The sequence below is a fragment of the Erwinia sp. V90_4 genome (assembly GCF_029967685.1).
GTDB lineage: Bacteria > Pseudomonadota > Gammaproteobacteria > Enterobacterales > Enterobacteriaceae > Erwinia > Erwinia aphidicola.
Map to the genome: position 1 here is coordinate 15,329 of NZ_JASCAQ010000046.1, position 17,883 is coordinate 33,211.

At 59.3% G+C, this 17,883-nt stretch carries 12 protein-coding genes; 10 read left to right on the top strand and 2 right to left on the bottom strand.

Annotated features, from left to right (window positions below; translation table 11 throughout):
* The first annotated feature begins 25 nt into the window (after positions 1 to 25).
* On the top strand, positions 26 to 295 hold the full coding sequence (locus QLG07_RS11620) for a helix-turn-helix transcriptional regulator (RefSeq protein WP_282469258.1): 270 nt from the start codon (positions 26 to 28) through the stop codon (positions 293 to 295).
* 44 nt (positions 296 to 339) lie between these two features.
* On the opposite strand, the gene QLG07_RS11625 is transcribed toward QLG07_RS11620, so the two are convergent.
* Positions 340 to 1,020 carry a helix-turn-helix transcriptional regulator gene (locus tag QLG07_RS11625; RefSeq protein ID WP_282469259.1) on the bottom strand — a complete coding sequence of 227 codons (681 nt, stop codon included), beginning with the start codon at positions 1,018 to 1,020 and terminating at the stop codon, positions 340 to 342.
* A 244-nt stretch (positions 1,021 to 1,264) separates the two neighbouring features.
* Here QLG07_RS11625 and yegD point away from each other — a divergent pair, with 244 nt between their 5' ends.
* Positions 1,265 to 2,617: a molecular chaperone gene (yegD, locus tag QLG07_RS11630; protein WP_282469260.1), complete on the top strand. Its 1,353-nt coding sequence runs from the start codon at positions 1,265 to 1,267 to the stop codon at positions 2,615 to 2,617.
* A 181-nt stretch (positions 2,618 to 2,798) separates the two neighbouring features.
* Here yegD and QLG07_RS11635 read toward each other — a convergent pair whose 3' ends face one another.
* On the bottom strand, positions 2,799 to 3,761 hold the full coding sequence (locus QLG07_RS11635; RefSeq protein WP_099755259.1) for an aldo/keto reductase: 963 nt from the start codon (positions 3,759 to 3,761) through the stop codon (positions 2,799 to 2,801).
* A 246-nt stretch (positions 3,762 to 4,007) separates the two neighbouring features.
* Here QLG07_RS11635 and QLG07_RS11640 point away from each other — a divergent pair, with 246 nt between their 5' ends.
* From QLG07_RS11640 to yegS, 8 genes are all read left to right on the top strand, one after another.
* Positions 4,008 to 5,240 carry an MdtA/MuxA family multidrug efflux RND transporter periplasmic adaptor subunit gene (locus QLG07_RS11640; RefSeq protein WP_282469261.1) on the top strand — a complete coding sequence of 411 codons (1,233 nt, stop codon included), beginning with the start codon at positions 4,008 to 4,010 and terminating at the stop codon, positions 5,238 to 5,240.
* Positions 5,240 to 8,359, top strand: coding sequence for an MdtB/MuxB family multidrug efflux RND transporter permease subunit (locus QLG07_RS11645; protein ID WP_282469262.1), 3,120 nt, complete (start codon positions 5,240 to 5,242; stop codon positions 8,357 to 8,359). The genes QLG07_RS11640 and QLG07_RS11645 overlap by 1 nt, the downstream gene beginning before the upstream one ends.
* On the top strand, positions 8,356 to 11,430 hold the full coding sequence (mdtC, locus tag QLG07_RS11650; protein ID WP_282469263.1) for a multidrug efflux RND transporter permease subunit MdtC: 3,075 nt from the start codon (positions 8,356 to 8,358) through the stop codon (positions 11,428 to 11,430). Before QLG07_RS11645 ends, mdtC begins: the two co-directional genes overlap by 4 nt.
* A 1-nt stretch (position 11,431) precedes the next feature.
* On the top strand, positions 11,432 to 12,841 hold the full coding sequence (mdtD, locus tag QLG07_RS11655; RefSeq protein WP_099754689.1) for a multidrug transporter subunit MdtD: 1,410 nt from the start codon (positions 11,432 to 11,434) through the stop codon (positions 12,839 to 12,841).
* The gene (gene baeS, locus QLG07_RS11660) at positions 12,842 to 14,227 is read left to right on the top strand and encodes a two-component system sensor histidine kinase BaeS (protein WP_099754688.1); all 1,386 of its coding nucleotides are present in this window, start codon (positions 12,842 to 12,844) and stop codon (positions 14,225 to 14,227) included. It abuts the gene before it with no gap.
* Positions 14,228 to 14,241: 14 nt separating this feature from the next.
* Positions 14,242 to 14,949 carry a two-component system response regulator BaeR gene (gene baeR / locus QLG07_RS11665; protein WP_048915558.1) on the top strand — a complete coding sequence of 236 codons (708 nt, stop codon included), beginning with the start codon at positions 14,242 to 14,244 and terminating at the stop codon, positions 14,947 to 14,949.
* Between the two features lie 177 nt (positions 14,950 to 15,126).
* Complete coding sequence (yegQ, locus tag QLG07_RS11670; RefSeq protein ID WP_282469264.1) at positions 15,127 to 16,518, top strand: tRNA 5-hydroxyuridine modification protein YegQ; 1,392 nt, start codon at positions 15,127 to 15,129, stop codon at positions 16,516 to 16,518.
* 359 nt (positions 16,519 to 16,877) lie between these two features.
* Positions 16,878 to 17,777 carry a lipid kinase YegS gene (yegS, locus tag QLG07_RS11675; RefSeq protein ID WP_191149694.1) on the top strand — a complete coding sequence of 300 codons (900 nt, stop codon included), beginning with the start codon at positions 16,878 to 16,880 and terminating at the stop codon, positions 17,775 to 17,777.
* Positions 17,778 to 17,883 lie beyond the last annotated feature (106 nt).

Here is a 17,883-nt window from a genome sequence, read left to right on the forward strand (position 1 = left end):
AGCTGTTTAATCAAGGAATGAAAAAATGAAAAATCAAGCTGGCGCCTCTTTTTCAGACTGGCATAAAGAAACGATTATGGCTGAGGTGCGGAAAATACACGGTTCCCTGGCTGAGCTTTCTCGTCAACACGGCCTGGCCTCTGGCACCCTGACCAATACGTTGTCACGCAACTGGGCAAAAGGTGAGGAGATAATAGCACAGGCAATAGGTATCAGCCCGGAAGTCATCTGGCCATCACGCTACTTTAGGCCTAATGGTGAAAGGATAGTCAGGAAAAGAAGAAATAAAATTTAGCGTTGGTAAAATAGCCTGAAGCGCCCAAACCTCAGGCTATTTGTTTATTTTTTGCAGAAAAAATTTTTTGGCACGTAGTTATCGAAGTTATTTGCAATGCAATAATCAATTAACTCTCTTCTACTCGACACGCCGCATTTGAGATAGATTCTGTTTAATGAGTTATCCACGGTGCCGCTGGATATGCCCAGCATAGAACCAATATCTTTGCTGGAAAATGCCTGAATAACATAAAAAACCAGCTCCCACTCTCTCTCTGTGAAAATTTCCGACGGGCGGTTGAACGATATGCAGGAGCGAATTTTTATCTGCTTCATACGGTTAACGATAATATTTTCTACCGGGCGGCAGTGAGAGAAGGTACCCAGGCAAATGCCGGCACCATCTGTGATAGGAAATTTATCAAAGTACCAAGGCTGAAACCAGGAGTGACGATTAAATTGGTAAATTCTTGCAACGGTCACTCTGTCCTTCTTGCGCTCAACCATGCGATCCTGTTGCTGAAATAAGGGTGCGTCTACATGATGAGCATTCGGTAGTTCGTCATCAAAATGCCCTTCTATTTTATAATTAACTGGAAGACTGGCTAACTCAAGATAGCGTGAATTTGCATAAACATACTGCGATTTATTATCTTTTACCGCCCAGGGATCCTCGCTATGCTCCCAGAACTGAATCAGTGGCTGGATGATCTCCTCCAGCTTACTTTTACGCGCTTTGTTCATCCGTGCCTCTCTGTCATTAAAAAAATAAACACGATCAACCTAGCAAAGGTAATACCTCTGAGAACCTCAGAACATCACATTGATAACTAAATCGTAAAAATACTATTCGCAGATATTAATCTCAGCCCGCTGCGGCAGAGCGCGCTGTTAACGCCTCTGCTGTGTATTGCCACACTTGCCGCTTGCGCCGCCCCCGCACACAGGCTAAAGTCGCCCCCTTTTTTCACACTCAGCGGAGGAAACGATGTTTATCGGTTTCGACTACGGTACGGCAAACTGCTCGGTTGCCATCATGGAAAACGGCGCACCAAAGCTGCTGCCGTTAGAGCAGGGCTCGCCTTATTTACCTTCAATGCTGTGTGCGCCGACCCGCGATGCCGTCAGTGAATGGCTGTTCCGTCACCACCAGGTGCCGACTCCGCAGGCGGAAAACCAGGCGCTGCTGCGCCGTGCCCTCGCCTTTAACCGTGAGGAAGATATCGAAGTGCTGCCGGGCAGCGTGAAATTCGGGCTGGCGTCGCTGGCGCAATATATGGATGACCCGGAGGAGGTGTGGTTTGTTAAATCACCAAAATCCTTCCTCGGTGCCAGCGGCCTGAAACCTCAGCAGGTGGCCTTCTTTGAGGACCTGGTGTGCGCGATGATGCTGCAAATTCGCCATTCTGCGCAAAGCGCGCTGAATGACAGCGTGACGCAGGCCGTGATTGGCCGCCCGGTCAACTTCCAGGGGTTGGGCGGCGATGATGCCAACCAGCAGGCTGAAGGTATTCTGGCACGCGCTGCCAGCCGCGCCGGGTTTAGCGATGTGGTATTCCAGTTTGAACCGGTCGCTGCCGGGCTGGATTTTGAAGCCACGCTGAGCAAAGAGATGCGCGTGCTGGTGGTGGATATCGGCGGGGGAACCACCGACTGCTCGATGCTGCTGATGGGGCCGCAGTGGCATGATAAAGCCGACCGTAAGCAGAGCCTGCTGGGCCACAGCGGCTGCCGCGTTGGCGGAAACGATCTCGACATTATGCTGGCGTTTAAAGAGCTGATGCCGCTGCTGGGCCTTGGTGGGGAAACCGTGAAGGGCACTGGCCTGCCCGCGCTGCCGTGGTGGAATGCCGTGGCGATTAACGACGTTCCGGCGCAGAGTGATTTTTACGCCGCAGCTTCGCGCAAGCTGCTGCAGGACCTGATCCGCGACGCGGCCGAGCCGCAAAAGGTGCAGCGTCTGCTGAAAGTGTGGCAACAGCATCTCGGCTATCGCCTGGTGCGCGCGGCGGAAGAGAGCAAAATTGCCCTGTCGCAGCAGAGCGAGGTGCTGACCGCGCTGGACTTTATCGAGAGCGGGCTGGAAACCGGGATTAGCGTGGCGGGATTAGAGACGGCTATCAGCCAGCCGTTAGAGCGGATCCAGGAGCAGGTGACGCTGGCGTTAAATACCAGCGGCACCCGTCCTGACGTCATTTATCTCACCGGCGGCAGCGCCAAATCCCCGGTACTGCGTGCCGCACTGCAGCAGCAATTGCCGGATATCCCGCTGGCCAGCGGCGATGATTTCGGCTCGGTCACCGCCGGGCTGGCACGCTGGGCGCAGGTGATGTTCCGCTGATTTGATGCGGTTGCGGGCTGGCCCGCCTGTAGGAGTCGATCATCTTTTTCGATCGGCCCTTTCACTCGTGCGGTGCGGGCGGGCTGACCGGAAAAGAGGGTCAGCCCCTACGAATCCCTCATCCCGCTGATTTCAGACCTTGAAATCCCTCGTAGGGGTCGGGCATGCCCGACCCGTTTTTTTAATAACTGCTCACTTCCGACAGCAGGCGCAAATCGTCATCCTTCAGCTTCAGCACCGCCGCTTTGCTTAGCTCTTCAACCTGTGCCAGGGATGTTGCGCTGACGATCGGAGCGGTGATGCTCGGGCGGGCAATCTGCCATGCCAGTGCCACCTGCGTCGGCGTAGCGCGATGTTTCTCCGCCACCTCTACCAGCGCTTTCACAATCTTCAGCCCGCGATCGTTAAGATACTTCTCGACCACGCCCTGCCCGCGCGCGCTTTTCGCGGCGTCCTCTTTACTCAGGTATTTCCCACTGAGGAAACCGCTGGCCAGCGAGTAGTAGTTAATCACCCCCAGTCCGTGATCTTTCGCGACTTTCTCCAGCCCGCTCTCATAGCCTTCACGGTCGTAAAGGTTATATTCCGGCTGCAGAGTCTCGTAGCGCGCCAGGCCATTGTCGCTGCTGACTTTCAGCGCCTCCTCCAGACGTTCATCGGAGTAGTTAGAAGCACCAATCACCCGCACCTTGCCCTCTTTAATCAGCGCATCAAACGCCGCCAGCGTCTCCTGCAACGGCGTATCGGCATCGTCACGGTGCGCCTGATAGAGGTCGATATAGTCGGTTTGCAGGCGCTTGAGCGATGCCTCAACCGCCTGACGAATATAGTGCGGCGCGAGGCCGGTTTTGCCATCACCGAGGTCCATGCCAACCTTGGTGGCGAGAATAATTTTGTCGCGCTTGCCGCTCTGCTTCAGCCAGTTACCAATAATCACCTCTGACTCGCCGCCCTTGTTGCCCGGCGCCCAGCGTGAATAGACATCGGCGGTATCAATAAAATTGAGTCCCTTTTCCACCAGCGCGTCGAGCAGCGAAAAAGAGGTCTTTTCGTCGACGGTCCAGCCAAATACGTTGCCACCAAAAGTCAGCACCGGAACCTGAAGCTTGCTGCGGCCCAGCTGGCGATGTTCTAAATTACTCATGATCATTCTCCTGATATGAAGGATGCAACAGCCTGTAAGCTTAGCAAACTAAGCTTTTCGCGCTGCGCTAATTTGTGGCAAAAGATTTGCGTATTCGGCCCGATGAACGCGGGACAGAACAAAACTAACCCGTTATCCTTATTTCCTTCATTTTTCAGCGCTTGAAATCCGCTATTGTGACTATATTCGGGATACTGTTTTGTCCCGCCTGGGCTTCAGGCCCTGCTACCGGAGAGCAAAAAAACCATGAAATCGCAGCGCCGCGTTCCGCTAATTCCCCTGATTATCCTCGTTGCCCTGATCGGTGGTGGCGCTTACTGGTGGCACAGCCACAGCGCCTCATCCACTGCTGAGCCAAAAGCCGGCACTCAGCAACCGCGTGGCAAAGGTGGGCGACACGGCGGCGCGGGTGCAGCGATGGCTCCCGTGCAGGCGTCAGAGGCGGTACGTCAGAGCGTGCCGCAGTACCTTTCCGGATTAGGGACCGTCACCGCGGCCAATACCGTGACGCTGCGTAGCCGGGTGGACGGCGATTTAATGGCGATTCACTTCACCGAAGGGCAGGAAGTCAAAGCCGGTGAGCTGCTGGCCGAAATCGATCCGCGCCCGTACCAGGTCGCGCTGATGCAGGCTCAGGGACAGCTGGCGAAGGATCAGGCGACATTAGCCAACGCCCGCCGCGACCTGGCGCGCTATGAAAAGCTGGCAAAAACCAGCCTGGTGTCAAAACAGGAGCTGGATACGCAGCGCTCGCTGGTCAGTGAAACCCTCGGCACCCTTAAAGCCGACGAAGGCAGCGTGGCCAGCGCCCAGCTCAACCTGAGCTACAGCCGCGTCACCGCACCTATCTCCGGCCGCGTCGGGCTGAAACAGGTCGATATCGGCAATTACATCACCAGTGGCGATACCAACGGTATTGTCGTGATCACCCAGACGCACCCGATTGACCTGGTGTTCAGCCTGCCGGAAAACGATATTTCCAGCATTCTCAGCGCGCAGAAAAGCGGCGCGGTGCCGGTCGAAGCCTGGGATCGCAACAACAAAAACCTGCTCACTACCGGCCAGCTGCTGAGCATGGACAATCAGATTGATACCACCACCGGCACCGTCAAGCTGAAGGCGCGCTTTACCAATGAAGACGATCGGCTGTTCCCCAATCAGTTTGTTAATGCGCGTCTGAAGGTCAGCACGCTGCAGGATGCGATTGTTATCCCGACCGCCGCGCTGCAGATGGGCAACGAAGGCAGCTTCGTCTGGGTGGTCAACAGCGACAGTAAAGTCAGCAAGAAAATTGTCAGCGTAGGCTTCCAGGACAGTGAAAAAGTCGTGGTGAAGGCCGGGCTGGAAGCCGGGGAGAGAGTGGTCACCGACGGGATTGACCGCCTGACCGAAGGCGCGCAGGTGGAGGTGGTGGCTGCGCAGGCCACGCCGCTGACCTCAGGGAAAAGCGCCCTGCCAAGCAAGGGAGCCAGCGACTGATGCAGGTGATGCCCCCAACGCCAGGCGGCGGACCGTCCCGCCTGTTTATTCTGCGCCCGGTCGCCACCACCCTGCTGATGATCGCTATCCTGCTGGCGGGGATTATTGGCTACCGCTCGCTGCCGGTTTCGGCCCTGCCGGAAGTCGACTACCCCACCATTCAGGTCGTCACGCTCTATCCGGGCGCCAGCCCGGACGTGGTGACCTCGGCGATTACCGCCCCGCTGGAGCGCCAGTTCGGGCAGATGTCCGGGCTGAAGCAGATGGCCTCGCAGAGTGCGGGCGGTGCATCGGTAGTCACGCTGCAGTTCCAGCTGGCGCTGCCGCTCGACGTTGCCGAGCAGGAAGTGCAGGCGGCGATCAATGCCGCCACCAACCTGCTGCCTGACGATCTGCCCAATCCGCCGGTTTACAGCAAGGTTAACCCGGCCGACCCGCCGATTATGACCCTTGCCGTCACCACCTCCAGCATGCCAATGACCCAGGTGCAGGATATGGTGGAGAACCGCGTGGCGCAGAAAATTTCCCAGGTGTCCGGCGTCGGGCTGGTGACGCTCTCCGGTGGCCAGCGGCCCGCGGTGCGGGTGAAGCTCAACGCCCAGGCGCTGGCGGCGCTCGGTATCACCAGTGAAACGGTGCGCACCGCCATCAGCAACGCCAACGTCAACTCGGCCAAAGGCAGCCTGGATGGCCCTGACCGCTCGATTACCCTCTCCGCCAACGACCAGATTAAAACCGCCGAAGGCTACCGCCAGCTGATCGTCAGCTACAGCAACGGTGCGCCGGTGCGCCTGGGCGATGTGGCATCGGTTGAACAGGGGGCGGAAAACAGCTGGCTCGGCGCCTGGGCTAACCGCCAGCAGGCCATTGTGCTGAACGTGCAGCGCCAGCCGGGCGCCAATATTATTGCCACCGCTGACAATATCCGCCAGATGCTGCCTGCCCTCACCGCCTCGCTGCCAAAGTCGGTCAACGTGCAGCTGCTGAGCGACCGCACCACCAATATTCGCGCTTCGGTGCACGACGTGCAGTTTGAGCTGCTGCTGGCGATTGCGCTGGTGGTGATGATCATCTATCTGTTCCTGCGCAACGTGGCGGCGACCATCATCCCGGCGGTGGCGGTACCGCTGTCGCTGGTCGGCACCTTCGCGGTGATGTACTTCCTCGGCTTTTCGGTGAATAACCTGACGCTGATGGCGCTGACCATCGCCACCGGCTTTGTGGTCGATGACGCTATCGTGGTCATCGAAAACATCACTCGCTACATCGAGAAAGGCGAAAAGCCGCTAACGGCGGCGCTGAAAGGGGCGGGTGAGATCGGCTTTACCATTATCTCGCTGACCTTCTCGCTGATTGCCGTGCTGATCCCGCTGCTGTTTATGGGCGACATCGTCGGCCGCCTGTTCCGCGAGTTTGCGGTAACGCTGGCGGTGGCTATCCTGATCTCCGCGCTGGTGTCGCTGACGCTAACGCCGATGATGTGCGCGCGCATGCTGAAGGCCGAGTCGCTGCGCAAACAGAACCGGTTCTCCCGCGCCAGCGAAGCCTTTTTTGAGCGCGTGATTGCGCGCTACGGCATCATGCTGCAAAAGGTGCTCAGCCATCCGTGGCTGACGCTGGGCGTGGCGCTCAGCACCATGGCAATCACCGTGCTGCTGTGGCTGGCTATCCCGAAAGGCTTCTTCCCGCTGCAGGATAACGGCATTATTCAGGGCACCGTTCAGGCGCCGCAGTCGGTTTCCTACAGCAATATGGCGCAGCGCCAGCAGGAAGTGGCCTCGATCATTATGAAAGATCCGGCGGTGCAGAGCCTGACCTCCTTCGTCGGCGTGGACGGCACCAACCAGGCGCTGAACAGCGGCCGCCTGCAGATCAACCTCAAGCCGCTTGACCAGCGTGACGACCGTATTCCGGTGGTGATCGCCCGCCTGCAGCAGGAGGTGGCGAAGCTGCCGGGCATTAACCTCTATCTGCAGCCGGTGCAGGACCTGACGATTGATACCCAGGCCAGCCGCACGCAGTATCAGTTCAGCCTGCAGGCAGGTTCGCTCGATTCGCTCAGCCTGTGGGTGCCGAAACTGCAGGCCGAGCTGAACAAATTACCGCAGCTGAAAGAGGTGAGCAGCGACTGGCAGGACCAGGGACTGGAAGCCTATATCCGCGTCGATCGCGACAATGCCAGCCGGTTGGGCATCTCCCTGTCTGACGTCGATAACGCGCTGTATAACGCCTTCGGGCAGCGGCTGATCTCAACGATTTATACCCAGGCCAGCCAGTATCGCGTGGTGCTGGAGCACGACACCGCCGCAACGCCGGGGCTGGCTGCGCTGCAAAGCATCCGGCTGAAGAGCACCGATGGCGGCAGCGTGCCGCTCAGCGCCATTGCCAGCATCGAGCAGCGCCACGGCGCGCTGAGCATTAACCACCTCGATCAGTTCCCGTCGACCACCTTCTCGTTTAACGTCAGCGACGGTTATTCGCTGGAGCAGGCAGTGAATGCGATAACCCAGGCGGAACAGGATCTGGCCATGCCGACGGAGATCATTACCCAGTTCCAGGGCAGTACCCTCGCCTTCCAGGCGGCGCTCTCCAGTACCGTGTGGCTGATTGTTGCGGCGGTTGTGGCGATGTATATCGTGCTCGGCGTGCTGTACGAGAGCTTTATTCACCCGGTCACCATTCTCTCGACGCTGCCGACCGCCGGGGTGGGTGCGCTGCTGGCGCTGCTGATCAGCGGCAGCGAGCTGGACGTGATTGCCATTATCGGCATTATTCTACTGATCGGCATCGTCAAGAAGAACGCCATCATGATGATCGACTTTGCGCTGGCGGCCGAGCGTGAACAGGGCATGACGCCGTATGAGGCGATTTATCAGGCCTGTCTGCTGCGCTTCCGTCCGATCCTGATGACCACGCTGGCGGCACTGCTCGGTGCGCTGCCGCTGATGCTGAGCACCGGCGTCGGTGCCGAACTGCGCCGCCCGCTGGGCACCGCGATGGTGGGCGGCCTGATCGTCAGCCAGGTACTGACGCTGTTCACCACGCCGGTGATCTACCTGCTGTTTGACCGTCTGGCGCTCGCCACGCGCCGCCGCTTCAGCAAGCAGGAGGCAGAGTGAAATTTTTCGCGCTGTTTATTCATCGCCCGGTCGCCACCCTTCTGCTGACGGTGGCGATCCTGCTGGCGGGCATGCTCGGCTTTCGCCTGCTGCCGGTGGCCTCGCTGCCGCAGGTCGATTTCCCGGTGATTGTGGTCAGCGCCTCGCTGCCCGGCGCCTCGCCGGAAACCATGGCCTCCTCGGTTGCCACCCCGCTGGAACGGGCGCTGGGACGCATTGCCGGGGTGAGTGAAATGACCTCTACCAGCTCGCTCGGCAGCACGCGGGTGATACTGGTATTCGACTTCGAGCGCGATATCAACGGCGCGGCACGTGACGTGCAGGGCGCGATTAATGCCGCCCAGAGCCTGCTGCCAACCGGGATGCCAAGCCGCCCGACCTATCGCAAAGTGAATCCGTCCGATGCGCCGATCATGATTATGACGCTAACCTCGGACACTTACTCCCCCGGCCAACTGTACGACTATGCCTCAACGCAGCTGGCGCAGAAGCTGGCGCAAATTGATGGCGTAGGCGATGTCACCATCGGCGGCAGCTCGCTGCCTGCGGTGCGCGTCGACCTCAATCCGCAGGCGCTGTTTAATCAGGGCGTGTCGCTGGACGCGGTGCGTACCGCCATTGCCGACGCCAACGTGCGTAAACCGCAGGGTGCGATCGAGGATCAGCAGCAGCGCTGGTGGCTCAAAACCAATGACGAGCTGCAAACCGCTGCCGAGTATCAGCCGCTGATCGTGCATTACAACAATGGTGCGGCGGTGCGGTTGCAGGATGTCGCTACTGTCTCGGACTCGGTGCAGGACGTGCGCAACGCCGGGATGTCCAACGCCCGCCCGGCTATTCTGGCGCTGATCCGCAAAGCGCCGGAAGCCAATATCATTGATACCGTCGACCGGATTAACGCCCAGCTGCCCGAACTGCGCAAAGTCATTCCAGCGTCGATCAAACTGGAGGTGGCGCAGGACCGTTCACCGACCATCCGCGCCTCGCTGCATGAGGTCGAGCAGTCGCTGGCGATCTCGGTCGGGCTGGTCATTCTGGTGGTGTTTGCTTTCCTGCGCTCCGGGCGCGCCACGCTGATCCCGGCAGTCGCCGTGCCCGTCTCACTGATCGGCACCTTCGCCGCGATGTACCTGTGCGGCTTCAGCCTCAATAACCTGTCGCTGATGGCGCTGACCGTGGCGACCGGCTTTGTTGTCGATGATGCAATTGTGGTGCTGGAGAATATCTCACGCCACGTCGAAGCGGGGATGAAACCGCTGGCGGCGGCGCTGCAGGGGGTGCGTGAAGTCGGCTTTACCGTGGTCTCGATGAGTATTTCTCTGGTGGCGGTATTTATCCCGCTGCTGATGCTCGGCGGGCTGATAGGCCGCTTCTTCCGCGAGTTTGCCGTCACGCTGTCGGTATCGATCGCCATATCGCTGCTGGTGTCGATTACCCTGACGCCGATGATGTGTGCCTACCTGCTGCGCAACAAGCCGCGCCACCAGCAGCCGCGCATTCGCGGTTTTGGTAAGCTGCTGCTGGCCGTACAGCAGGGCTATGGCCGCACCCTCAATCTGGTGCTGAATCATGCACGCTATACCTTGCTGCTTTTTCTTGCCACCATCGGCCTGACCCTGTACCTCTACGTCTCGATCCCGAAAACCTTTATGCCGGAGCAGGATACCGGGCGGCTGATGGGCTTTATCCAGGCCGACCAGAGCATCTCCTTCCAGTCGATGCGCGGCAAGCTGGAAGACTTTATGCGCATCGTCCATGCCGACCCGGCGGTTGACAGCGTGGTGGGCTTTACCGGCGGGTCACGCACCAACAGCGGCTCGATGTTTATCGCCCTGAAACCGCTGAGCGCGCGCACGGAAACCGCCCAGCAGGTGATTGCCCGCCTGCGCGGCAAGCTGGCGAAAGAGCCGGGCGCCAATCTCTACCTGATGGCCGAGCAGGATCTGCGCGTCGGCGGGCGCGAGTCCAACGCCGGCTATCAGTACACGCTGCTGTCCGACAGCCTCGACGACCTGCGCGAGTGGGAGCCGAAAATCCGCCGCGCCTTTGCCACACTGCCGGAGCTGGCCGACGTCAACTCCGACCAGGAGGACAAAGGCTCGGAGATGGCGCTGACCTACGACCGTGAGACTATGGCGCGGCTGGGGATTGACGTGGCGGACGCCAACGGCCTGCTGAATAACGCCTTCGGCCAGCGCCAGATCTCCACCATCTATCAGCCGCTCAACCAGTATAAAGTGGTCATGGAGGTTGACCCGCGCTACACCCAGGATATCAGCGCGCTTAACCAGATGTACGTGATCAACAGTGAGGGGCAGTCCATTCCGCTCTCCTCCTTCGCCAAATGGCAGCCGCAGAACTCACCGCTGTCGGTGAATCATCAGGGGCTTTCTGCGGCTTCAACCGTGTCCTTTAACCTGCCGGAAGGGGTATCGCTGTCCGAGGCTTCCGCCGCGATTGACCGCAGCATGACTTCGCTGGGTGTGCCTTCCAGCGTGCGCGGCAGCTTTGCCGGTACCGCGGCGGTGTTTGAACAGACGCAGAGCAGCCAGCTGTGGATGATCCTCGCCGCTATCGCCACGGTGTATATCGTGCTGGGGATCCTGTATGAGAGCTACGTCCACCCGCTGACTATTCTCTCTACCCTGCCCTCGGCAGGCGTCGGCGCGCTGCTGGCGCTGGAGCTGTTCTCCGCGCCGTTCAGCCTGATTGCGCTGATAGGGATCCTGCTACTGATCGGGATCGTCAAGAAGAACGCCATTATGATGGTCGACTTTGCGCTCGAAGCGCAGCGCAGCGGCAATCTCACGGCGCGTGAGGCGATCTTCCAGGCCAGCCTGCTGCGCTTCCGCCCGATTATGATGACCACGCTGGCAGCCCTGCTGGGTGCACTGCCGCTGGTGCTGACCAGCGGTGACGGGGCCGAACTGCGCCAGCCGCTGGGGATCACCATCGTCGGGGGGCTGGTCATGAGTCAGCTGCTGACGCTCTACACCACTCCGGTGGTGTATCTGTATATGGATAAACTGCGGCGTAAAGCTAAGCCGCAACCGGCACACGAAGGAGCCTGAGATGGCTAACGCGCCCCCCGCTTCGGTACGCTGGCAGCTGTGGATTGTTGCCTTCGGCTTTTTTATGCAGGCGCTGGATACGACCATCGTGAATACCGCGCTGCCGTCGATGGCCGCCAGCCTCAACGTCAGCCCGCTGCATATGCATTCGGTGATTGTCTCCTACGTGCTGACGGTGGCGGTGATGCTGCCGGTCAGCGGCTGGCTGGCCGACCGCTTCGGGGTGCGCAACGTCTTCTTTAGCGCGATTATCCTGTTCAGCATCGGGTCGCTGTGCTGCGCGATCTCCGCCACGCTGGATCAGCTGCTGCTGTCGCGCGTGGTGCAGGGCATCGGCGGGGCAATGATGGTGCCGGTCGGGCGGCTGACGGTGATGAAGCTGGTGCCGCGCGCGCAATATATGGCGGCGATGACCTTTGTCACGCTGCCGGGGCAGATTGGCCCGCTGCTCGGCCCGGCGCTTGGCGGCGTGCTGGTCGAGTACGCCAGCTGGCACTGGATCTTTCTGATTAATATTCCGGTGGGCATTGTTGGCGCGATCGCCACGCTGATGCTGCTGCCCAACTTCACGCTGCAAACCCGGCGCTTCGACTTTAGCGGCTTTTTTCTGCTCGCGGCGGGGATGGCCACGCTGACGCTGGCGCTTGACGGCCAGCGCGGCTTAGGTATTTCACCGCTGCTGCTGTGCCTGCTGATCCTCGCCGGAGTATTCGCCCTGCTGTTCTATCTGCTGCATGCGCGCAATAACGAGCGCGCACTGTTCAGCCTGAAGCTGTTTGACAACCGCATCTACTCAATTGGGCTGCTCGGCAGCCTGACCGGGCGCATTGGCAGTGGGATGCTGCCGTTTATGACGCCGATTTTCCTGCAGATCGGCATGGGCTACAGCCCGTTTCACGCCGGGCTGATGATGATCCCGATGGTGCTCGGCAATATGGGCATGAAGCGCATTATCGTGCAGATCGTTAATCGCTTCGGCTATCGCAACGTGCTGGTCGGATCCACCCTCGGGCTGGCGCTGGTGGTGCTGCTGTTCCCCGCCGTGGCGCTGCTGGGCTGGAACCTGCTGCTGCCGCTGGTGCTGTTGTTACAGGGCATGGTCAACGCTATCCGCTTCTCGGCGATGAACACCCTGACGCTGAAAGAGCTGCCCGATGAGCTGGCCAGCAGCGGCAACAGCCTGCTGTCGATGGTGATGCAGCTGTCGATGAGTATCGGCGTGACCATCGCCGGGCTGCTGCTCGGCACCTTTGCCCACCAGGCGGTGACCGACAGCCCGACGGTGCACCAGGCCTTTATTTACACTTATTTCTGCATGGCGCTGGTTATCGCCCTGCCCGCGCTGGTGTTCTGGCGCGTGCCTGCGGAAACTGGCCCTAATGCGCTGCTGGCGCGCAGGAGAAAGCATTAAATGTTGGCAAAATTACGTATCGGCATCACCGCCAAGCTGTTCGCGGCGATCTTCTCCACCTGCATGCTGGTGCTGATCACCATGCACTGGGGGGTGCGCCTCAGCTTTGAGCACGGCTTTATCGATTACATTAAACGCGGCAACGAGCAGCGGCTGATGATGCTGAGCGATGCGCTGGCGGACCAGTATGAACAGCACGGCAACTGGGACTTCCTGCGCAACAACAATAAGCTGGTGTTTAATATTCTGCGCTCGCTGGAGCAGAATCCCGACGCCAGTAATCAGCTGCCGCCGCACGGCTGGCGCACGCAATTCTGGATTATCGACCAGCAGTATCACGTGATGATGGGGCCGCGCGCGCCAGTGCCGCCGGAAGGTTCGCGGCGCAATATCACCACCAGCAGTGGCAAAGTGGTCGGCTGGGTGATTGGCTCGCCGCCCGAGCGCCTGACGCGCAGCGCCGATATCAACTTTGACCAGCAGCAGAAGCGCACCAGCTGGATGATCGTCGGGCTGACGATGCTGCTGGCCGCAGCGGTAACCTGGCTAATGTCGCGCGGCCTGTTGGCCCCGGTAAAACGGCTGGTCGACGGTACCCATCACCTCGCCGCCGGGGATTTCGCCACCCGGGTTGAGTCCTCCAGCCGCGATGAGCTTGGGCGGCTGGCGCAGGACTTTAACCGCCTTGCCAGCACGCTGGAGAAAAACGAAAGCATGCGCCGCGCCTTTATGGCCGATATCTCGCACGAGCTGCGCACGCCGCTGGCGATCCTGCGCGGCGAGCTGGAAGCGATTCAGGACGGGGTGCGCAAGCTGACGCCGGAGTCGATTGTCTCACTGCAGGGTGAAGTCGCGACGCTGACCAAGCTGGTTGACGATGTGCACCAGCTCTCGTTGTCCGACGAGGGGGCGCTGGCTTACCGCAAAAGCCAGATCGATCTGGCGTCGCTGCTGGAGCTGGTTTCCGGTAACTTCTCCCACCGCTTTGCCCGCCATCCGCTGGCCCTGACGCTGGATTTGCCGGCGACCGCGCCGCAGTTTGGCGATCCGGACCGCCTGATACAGCTCTTTACCAATCTGATGGAGAACAGCCTGCGCTATACCGACCCCGGCGGCACGCTGCATATCAGTTTGCAACCCCTGCCGGACGGCAATTTACTTCATTTTGACGACAGCGCGCCCGGTATTAGCGATGAGCAGCGGAGCCAGATTTTTGAGCGTTTTTATCGCGCGGAAGGATCGCGTAATCGAGCCAGCGGCGGTTCTGGTCTTGGGCTGGCTATCTGCCAGAACATTGTCGAAGCCCACGACGGCACCATCGTTGCGGAGCACTCCGATGCCGGCGGCGTGAGAATTACGGTACACTTACCGTATAAGACTCACTGATATGGACTCATTTAATGCTTCCGGACAACGCTGCTCCGCTGATCTTAATCGTTGAAGATGAACCGAAACTTGGCCAGCTGATGGTGGATTATCTGCAGGCCGCCAACTATCGCACCCACCATCTGATGCGCGGGGATGAAGCCATCGACTGGATTAAGCAGCACGCGCCGGACCTGGTGCTGCTCGATCTGATGCTGCCGGGGCTGGATGGTCTGTCAGTGTGCCGCGAGCTGCGCCGCTTCTCCGAGCTGCCGGTGATGATGGTTACGGCGAAAATTGAAGAGATTGATCGCCTGCTGGGGCTGGAGATTGGCGCGGATGATTACATCTGTAAGCCTTTCAGCCCGCGGGAAGTGGTGGCGCGGGTGAAAACCATTCTGAAACGCTGCCAGCGCACGCCGGAAGAAGCACAGGCAGTCTCGCTGCTGAAGGTTGATGAAAACCGCTTTCAGGCCAGCTGGGACGAAAAACCTCTCGACCTCACTCCGGCGGAGTTCCGCCTGCTGAAAACGCTGGCGCAGGAGCCGGGCAAGGTATTTTCCCGCGAACAGCTGCTAAACCACCTGTACGACGATTATCGCGTGGTGACCGACCGCACCATCGACAGCCATATTAAAAATCTGCGCCGCAAGCTGGAGTCGCTCGACGCCGACCAGCCCTTTATCCGCGCCGTGTACGGCATGGGCTATCGCTGGGAAGCCGATGTCTGTCGTTTGATTTAGATCAAATCCCGCCGCGATTCCCGCCAGTACAATCCCCCGCCGGGCAACACATCGGGCGAGGCATGCCTCGCCCCTACGATTACGCAGACCCGCGCCAGCCCGTAGGGGTCAGGCATGCCTGACCCGCACCTAAATCACTTAATTGCAATTTCTGACCTGACATCAGACTGAGACATCATGCATAAACCGGAACTGCTTTCTCCGGCCGGCACCCTGAAAAATATGCGTTACGCTTTTGCGTATGGCGCAGACGCAGTGTATGCCGGTCAGCCTCGCTATAGCCTGCGCGTGCGCAATAATGAATTTAATCATCACAACCTCGCTATCGGCATCAATGAAGCCCACGCGCTCGGTAAAAAATTCTACGTGGTGGTGAACATCGCCCCGCATAACGCCAAGCTAAAAACGTTTATTCGCGACCTGCAGCCAGTGGTGGCGATGGGGCCGGATGCGCTGATTATGTCCGATCCCGGGCTGATTATGCTGGTGCGCGAAGCCTTCCCGCAGATGGATATCCACCTGTCGGTGCAGGCCAACGCCGTCAACTGGGCAACGGTGAAATTCTGGCAGCAGATGGGGCTGACGCGGGCAATCCTGTCGCGCGAACTGTCGCTGGAAGAGATTGGCGAGATCCGCCAGCAGGTGCCGGAGATGGAGCTGGAGATCTTCGTGCATGGCGCACTGTGTATGGCTTATTCCGGCCGCTGCCTGCTCTCCGGCTACCTCAACAAGCGTGACCCGAACCAGGGGACCTGCACCAACGCCTGCCGCTGGGAATACAACGTGCAGGAAGGTAAAGAGGATGCCGTCGGCAATATCGTTCATCGCCAGCAGCCGATTGCGGTGCGCAACGTTGAACCCACGCTGGGCGTCGGTGAGCCAACCGATAAAGTGTTTATGATCGAAGAAGCGATGCGCCCCGGCGAATATATGACCGCCTTCGAAGATGAGCACGGCACCTATATTATGAACTCAAAGGATCTGCGCGCGGTGGCGCACGTTGAGCGCCTGACCCGGATGGGCGTCCACTCGCTGAAGATCGAGGGGCGCACCAAGTCGTTCTACTACTGCGCCCGCACCGCTCAGGTTTATCGCCGGGCGATTGATGACGCCGCCGCCGGAAAACCGTTCGACCCTGCCCTGCTGGAAACGCTGGAAGGGCTGGCGCACCGCGGCTATACCGAAGGGTTTCTGCGCCGCCACACGCACGATAGCTACCAAAGCTATGATGCCGGGTACTCCGTCTCCGACCGTCAGCAGTTTGTCGGGGAATTTACCGGCGAGCGGCGCGGTGCGCTGGCCCAGGTCGATGTGAAGAACAAATTCAGCGTGGGCGATAGCCTGGAACTGATGACCCCGGCGGGCAATATCAATTTCACCCTGGCACAGATGGAAAACGGCAAGGCGCAGCCGATTGAGGTTGCACCGGGCAACGGTCATCTGGTGTGGCTGCCGCTGCCGGAGGCGGTGGATCTGCAATACGCCCTGCTGATGCGCAATCTGTCAGGCACCACCCCCCGCCCCCCCCATGCGGTCGACTTGGCAAAAGAAGTCACACAATGTTACTGATATTAGAATCTGGTCACATAACCTCAGGGCATTCCTGGTTATGATGCTCCCGCTCCTAACGAACAAATCCAAATAGCACCCTCTGACCCAGAGATTTCCAGTTGCAGGAAGGCAGCAAGCGAACGCATCCCCCGGAGCTTACACCAGTAAGTGACTGGGATGAGAGAACGCAGCTAACGCCTCTGCGGCTTGAAAGATAGTGGTCAGAAACCACCTCATTTGGCTCGCCCGGCTCCCCCGTGCGGGCCATTTCTTTTTTTCATGCCCTATTTTTTCAGACGTTGTCCCCCTGCGTTACCCCCAGGCGCCAGGATATGCTATATCTTGATGCAAACTGCAAACGCCATCAGGAATTAAAAATGGAAAAACATTCACTTACCCTGGCGATCCTCAACGGTAAAAGCGCTGGTAATGAAGAGCTGCGCGCGGCGATTAGCACTTTGCGCCAGCAGGGCTTCCCGCTGGAGGTACGCGTTACCTGGGAACACGGCGACGGCGAACGCTACGTGCACGAAGCGGTCGCGCTGCAGGCCAGCACCGTGATTGCCGCGGGCGGCGACGGCACCATCAATGAGATCGCCACCGCGCTGGCCCGTCTGGCGCCGCAACACCGGCCGGTGCTGGGCCTGGTGCCACTGGGTACGGCCAACGACTTCGCCACCAGTGCGGGTATCCCGCTGGAGATGGAAAATGCGCTGCGCCTGGCCATTCTTGGTAAAGCCACGCCTATCGACATCGCCCGTGTCAATAACGACCGCTACTTTATCAATATGGCGACCGGCGGCTTCGGTACGCGCATTACCACCGAAACCCCGGAAAAGCTAAAGTCGGCACTCGGCGGCGTCTCCTACTTTATTCATGGTCTGATGCGCATGGATACTCTAAAAGCCGACAGCTGCACGCTGCAAGGCCCGGATTTTCACTGGCAGGGTGACGCGCTGGTGATTGGCATCGGTAACGGGCGCCAGGCCGGGGGTGGGCAGCGCCTGTGCCCGACCGCGCTGATTAATGACGGCAGGCTGGAGCTGAGCATCGCCACCTCGCAGGAGCTGCTGCCCACCCTCATTCACAAGCTGACCAGCGACGAAGAAAACCCGAACCTGATCACCGCTTCCCTGCCGTGGCTGACTATCCGTGCGCCAAATGAGATGACCTTTAATCTCGACGGCGAACCCCTGAGCGGAACGGAATTCCGTATTGAGGTGATGCCGGACGCGCTGGAGTGCCGCCTGCCACCTTCCTGCGAACTGTTAGCCTAACCCCTGAAGGCCGATCGCAAAACGGTCGGCCTTAATATCATTACCGATCATTATTTTGCGGCACGCCTTCCGGTTTATTCCTTTCATCAGAACTTTAAATAGACCG

Coding starts and splice junctions, on each gene's coding strand:
- QLG07_RS11620 (WP_282469258.1), top strand. CDS start 26: ATGAAAAATCAAGCTGGCGCCTCTTTTTCAGACTGGCATAAAGAAACG.
- QLG07_RS11625 (WP_282469259.1), bottom strand. CDS start 1,020: ATGAACAAAGCGCGTAAAAGTAAGCTGGAGGAGATCATCCAGCCACTG.
- yegD (WP_282469260.1), top strand. CDS start 1,265: ATGTTTATCGGTTTCGACTACGGTACGGCAAACTGCTCGGTTGCCATC.
- QLG07_RS11635 (WP_099755259.1), bottom strand. CDS start 3,761: ATGAGTAATTTAGAACATCGCCAGCTGGGCCGCAGCAAGCTTCAGGTT.
- QLG07_RS11640 (WP_282469261.1), top strand. CDS start 4,008: ATGAAATCGCAGCGCCGCGTTCCGCTAATTCCCCTGATTATCCTCGTT.
- QLG07_RS11645 (WP_282469262.1), top strand. CDS start 5,240: ATGCAGGTGATGCCCCCAACGCCAGGCGGCGGACCGTCCCGCCTGTTT.
- mdtD (WP_099754689.1), top strand. CDS start 11,432: ATGGCTAACGCGCCCCCCGCTTCGGTACGCTGGCAGCTGTGGATTGTT.
- baeS (WP_099754688.1), top strand. CDS start 12,842: ATGTTGGCAAAATTACGTATCGGCATCACCGCCAAGCTGTTCGCGGCG.
- baeR (WP_048915558.1), top strand. CDS start 14,242: ATGCTTCCGGACAACGCTGCTCCGCTGATCTTAATCGTTGAAGATGAA.
- yegQ (WP_282469264.1), top strand. CDS start 15,127: ATGCATAAACCGGAACTGCTTTCTCCGGCCGGCACCCTGAAAAATATG.
- yegS (WP_191149694.1), top strand. CDS start 16,878: ATGGAAAAACATTCACTTACCCTGGCGATCCTCAACGGTAAAAGCGCT.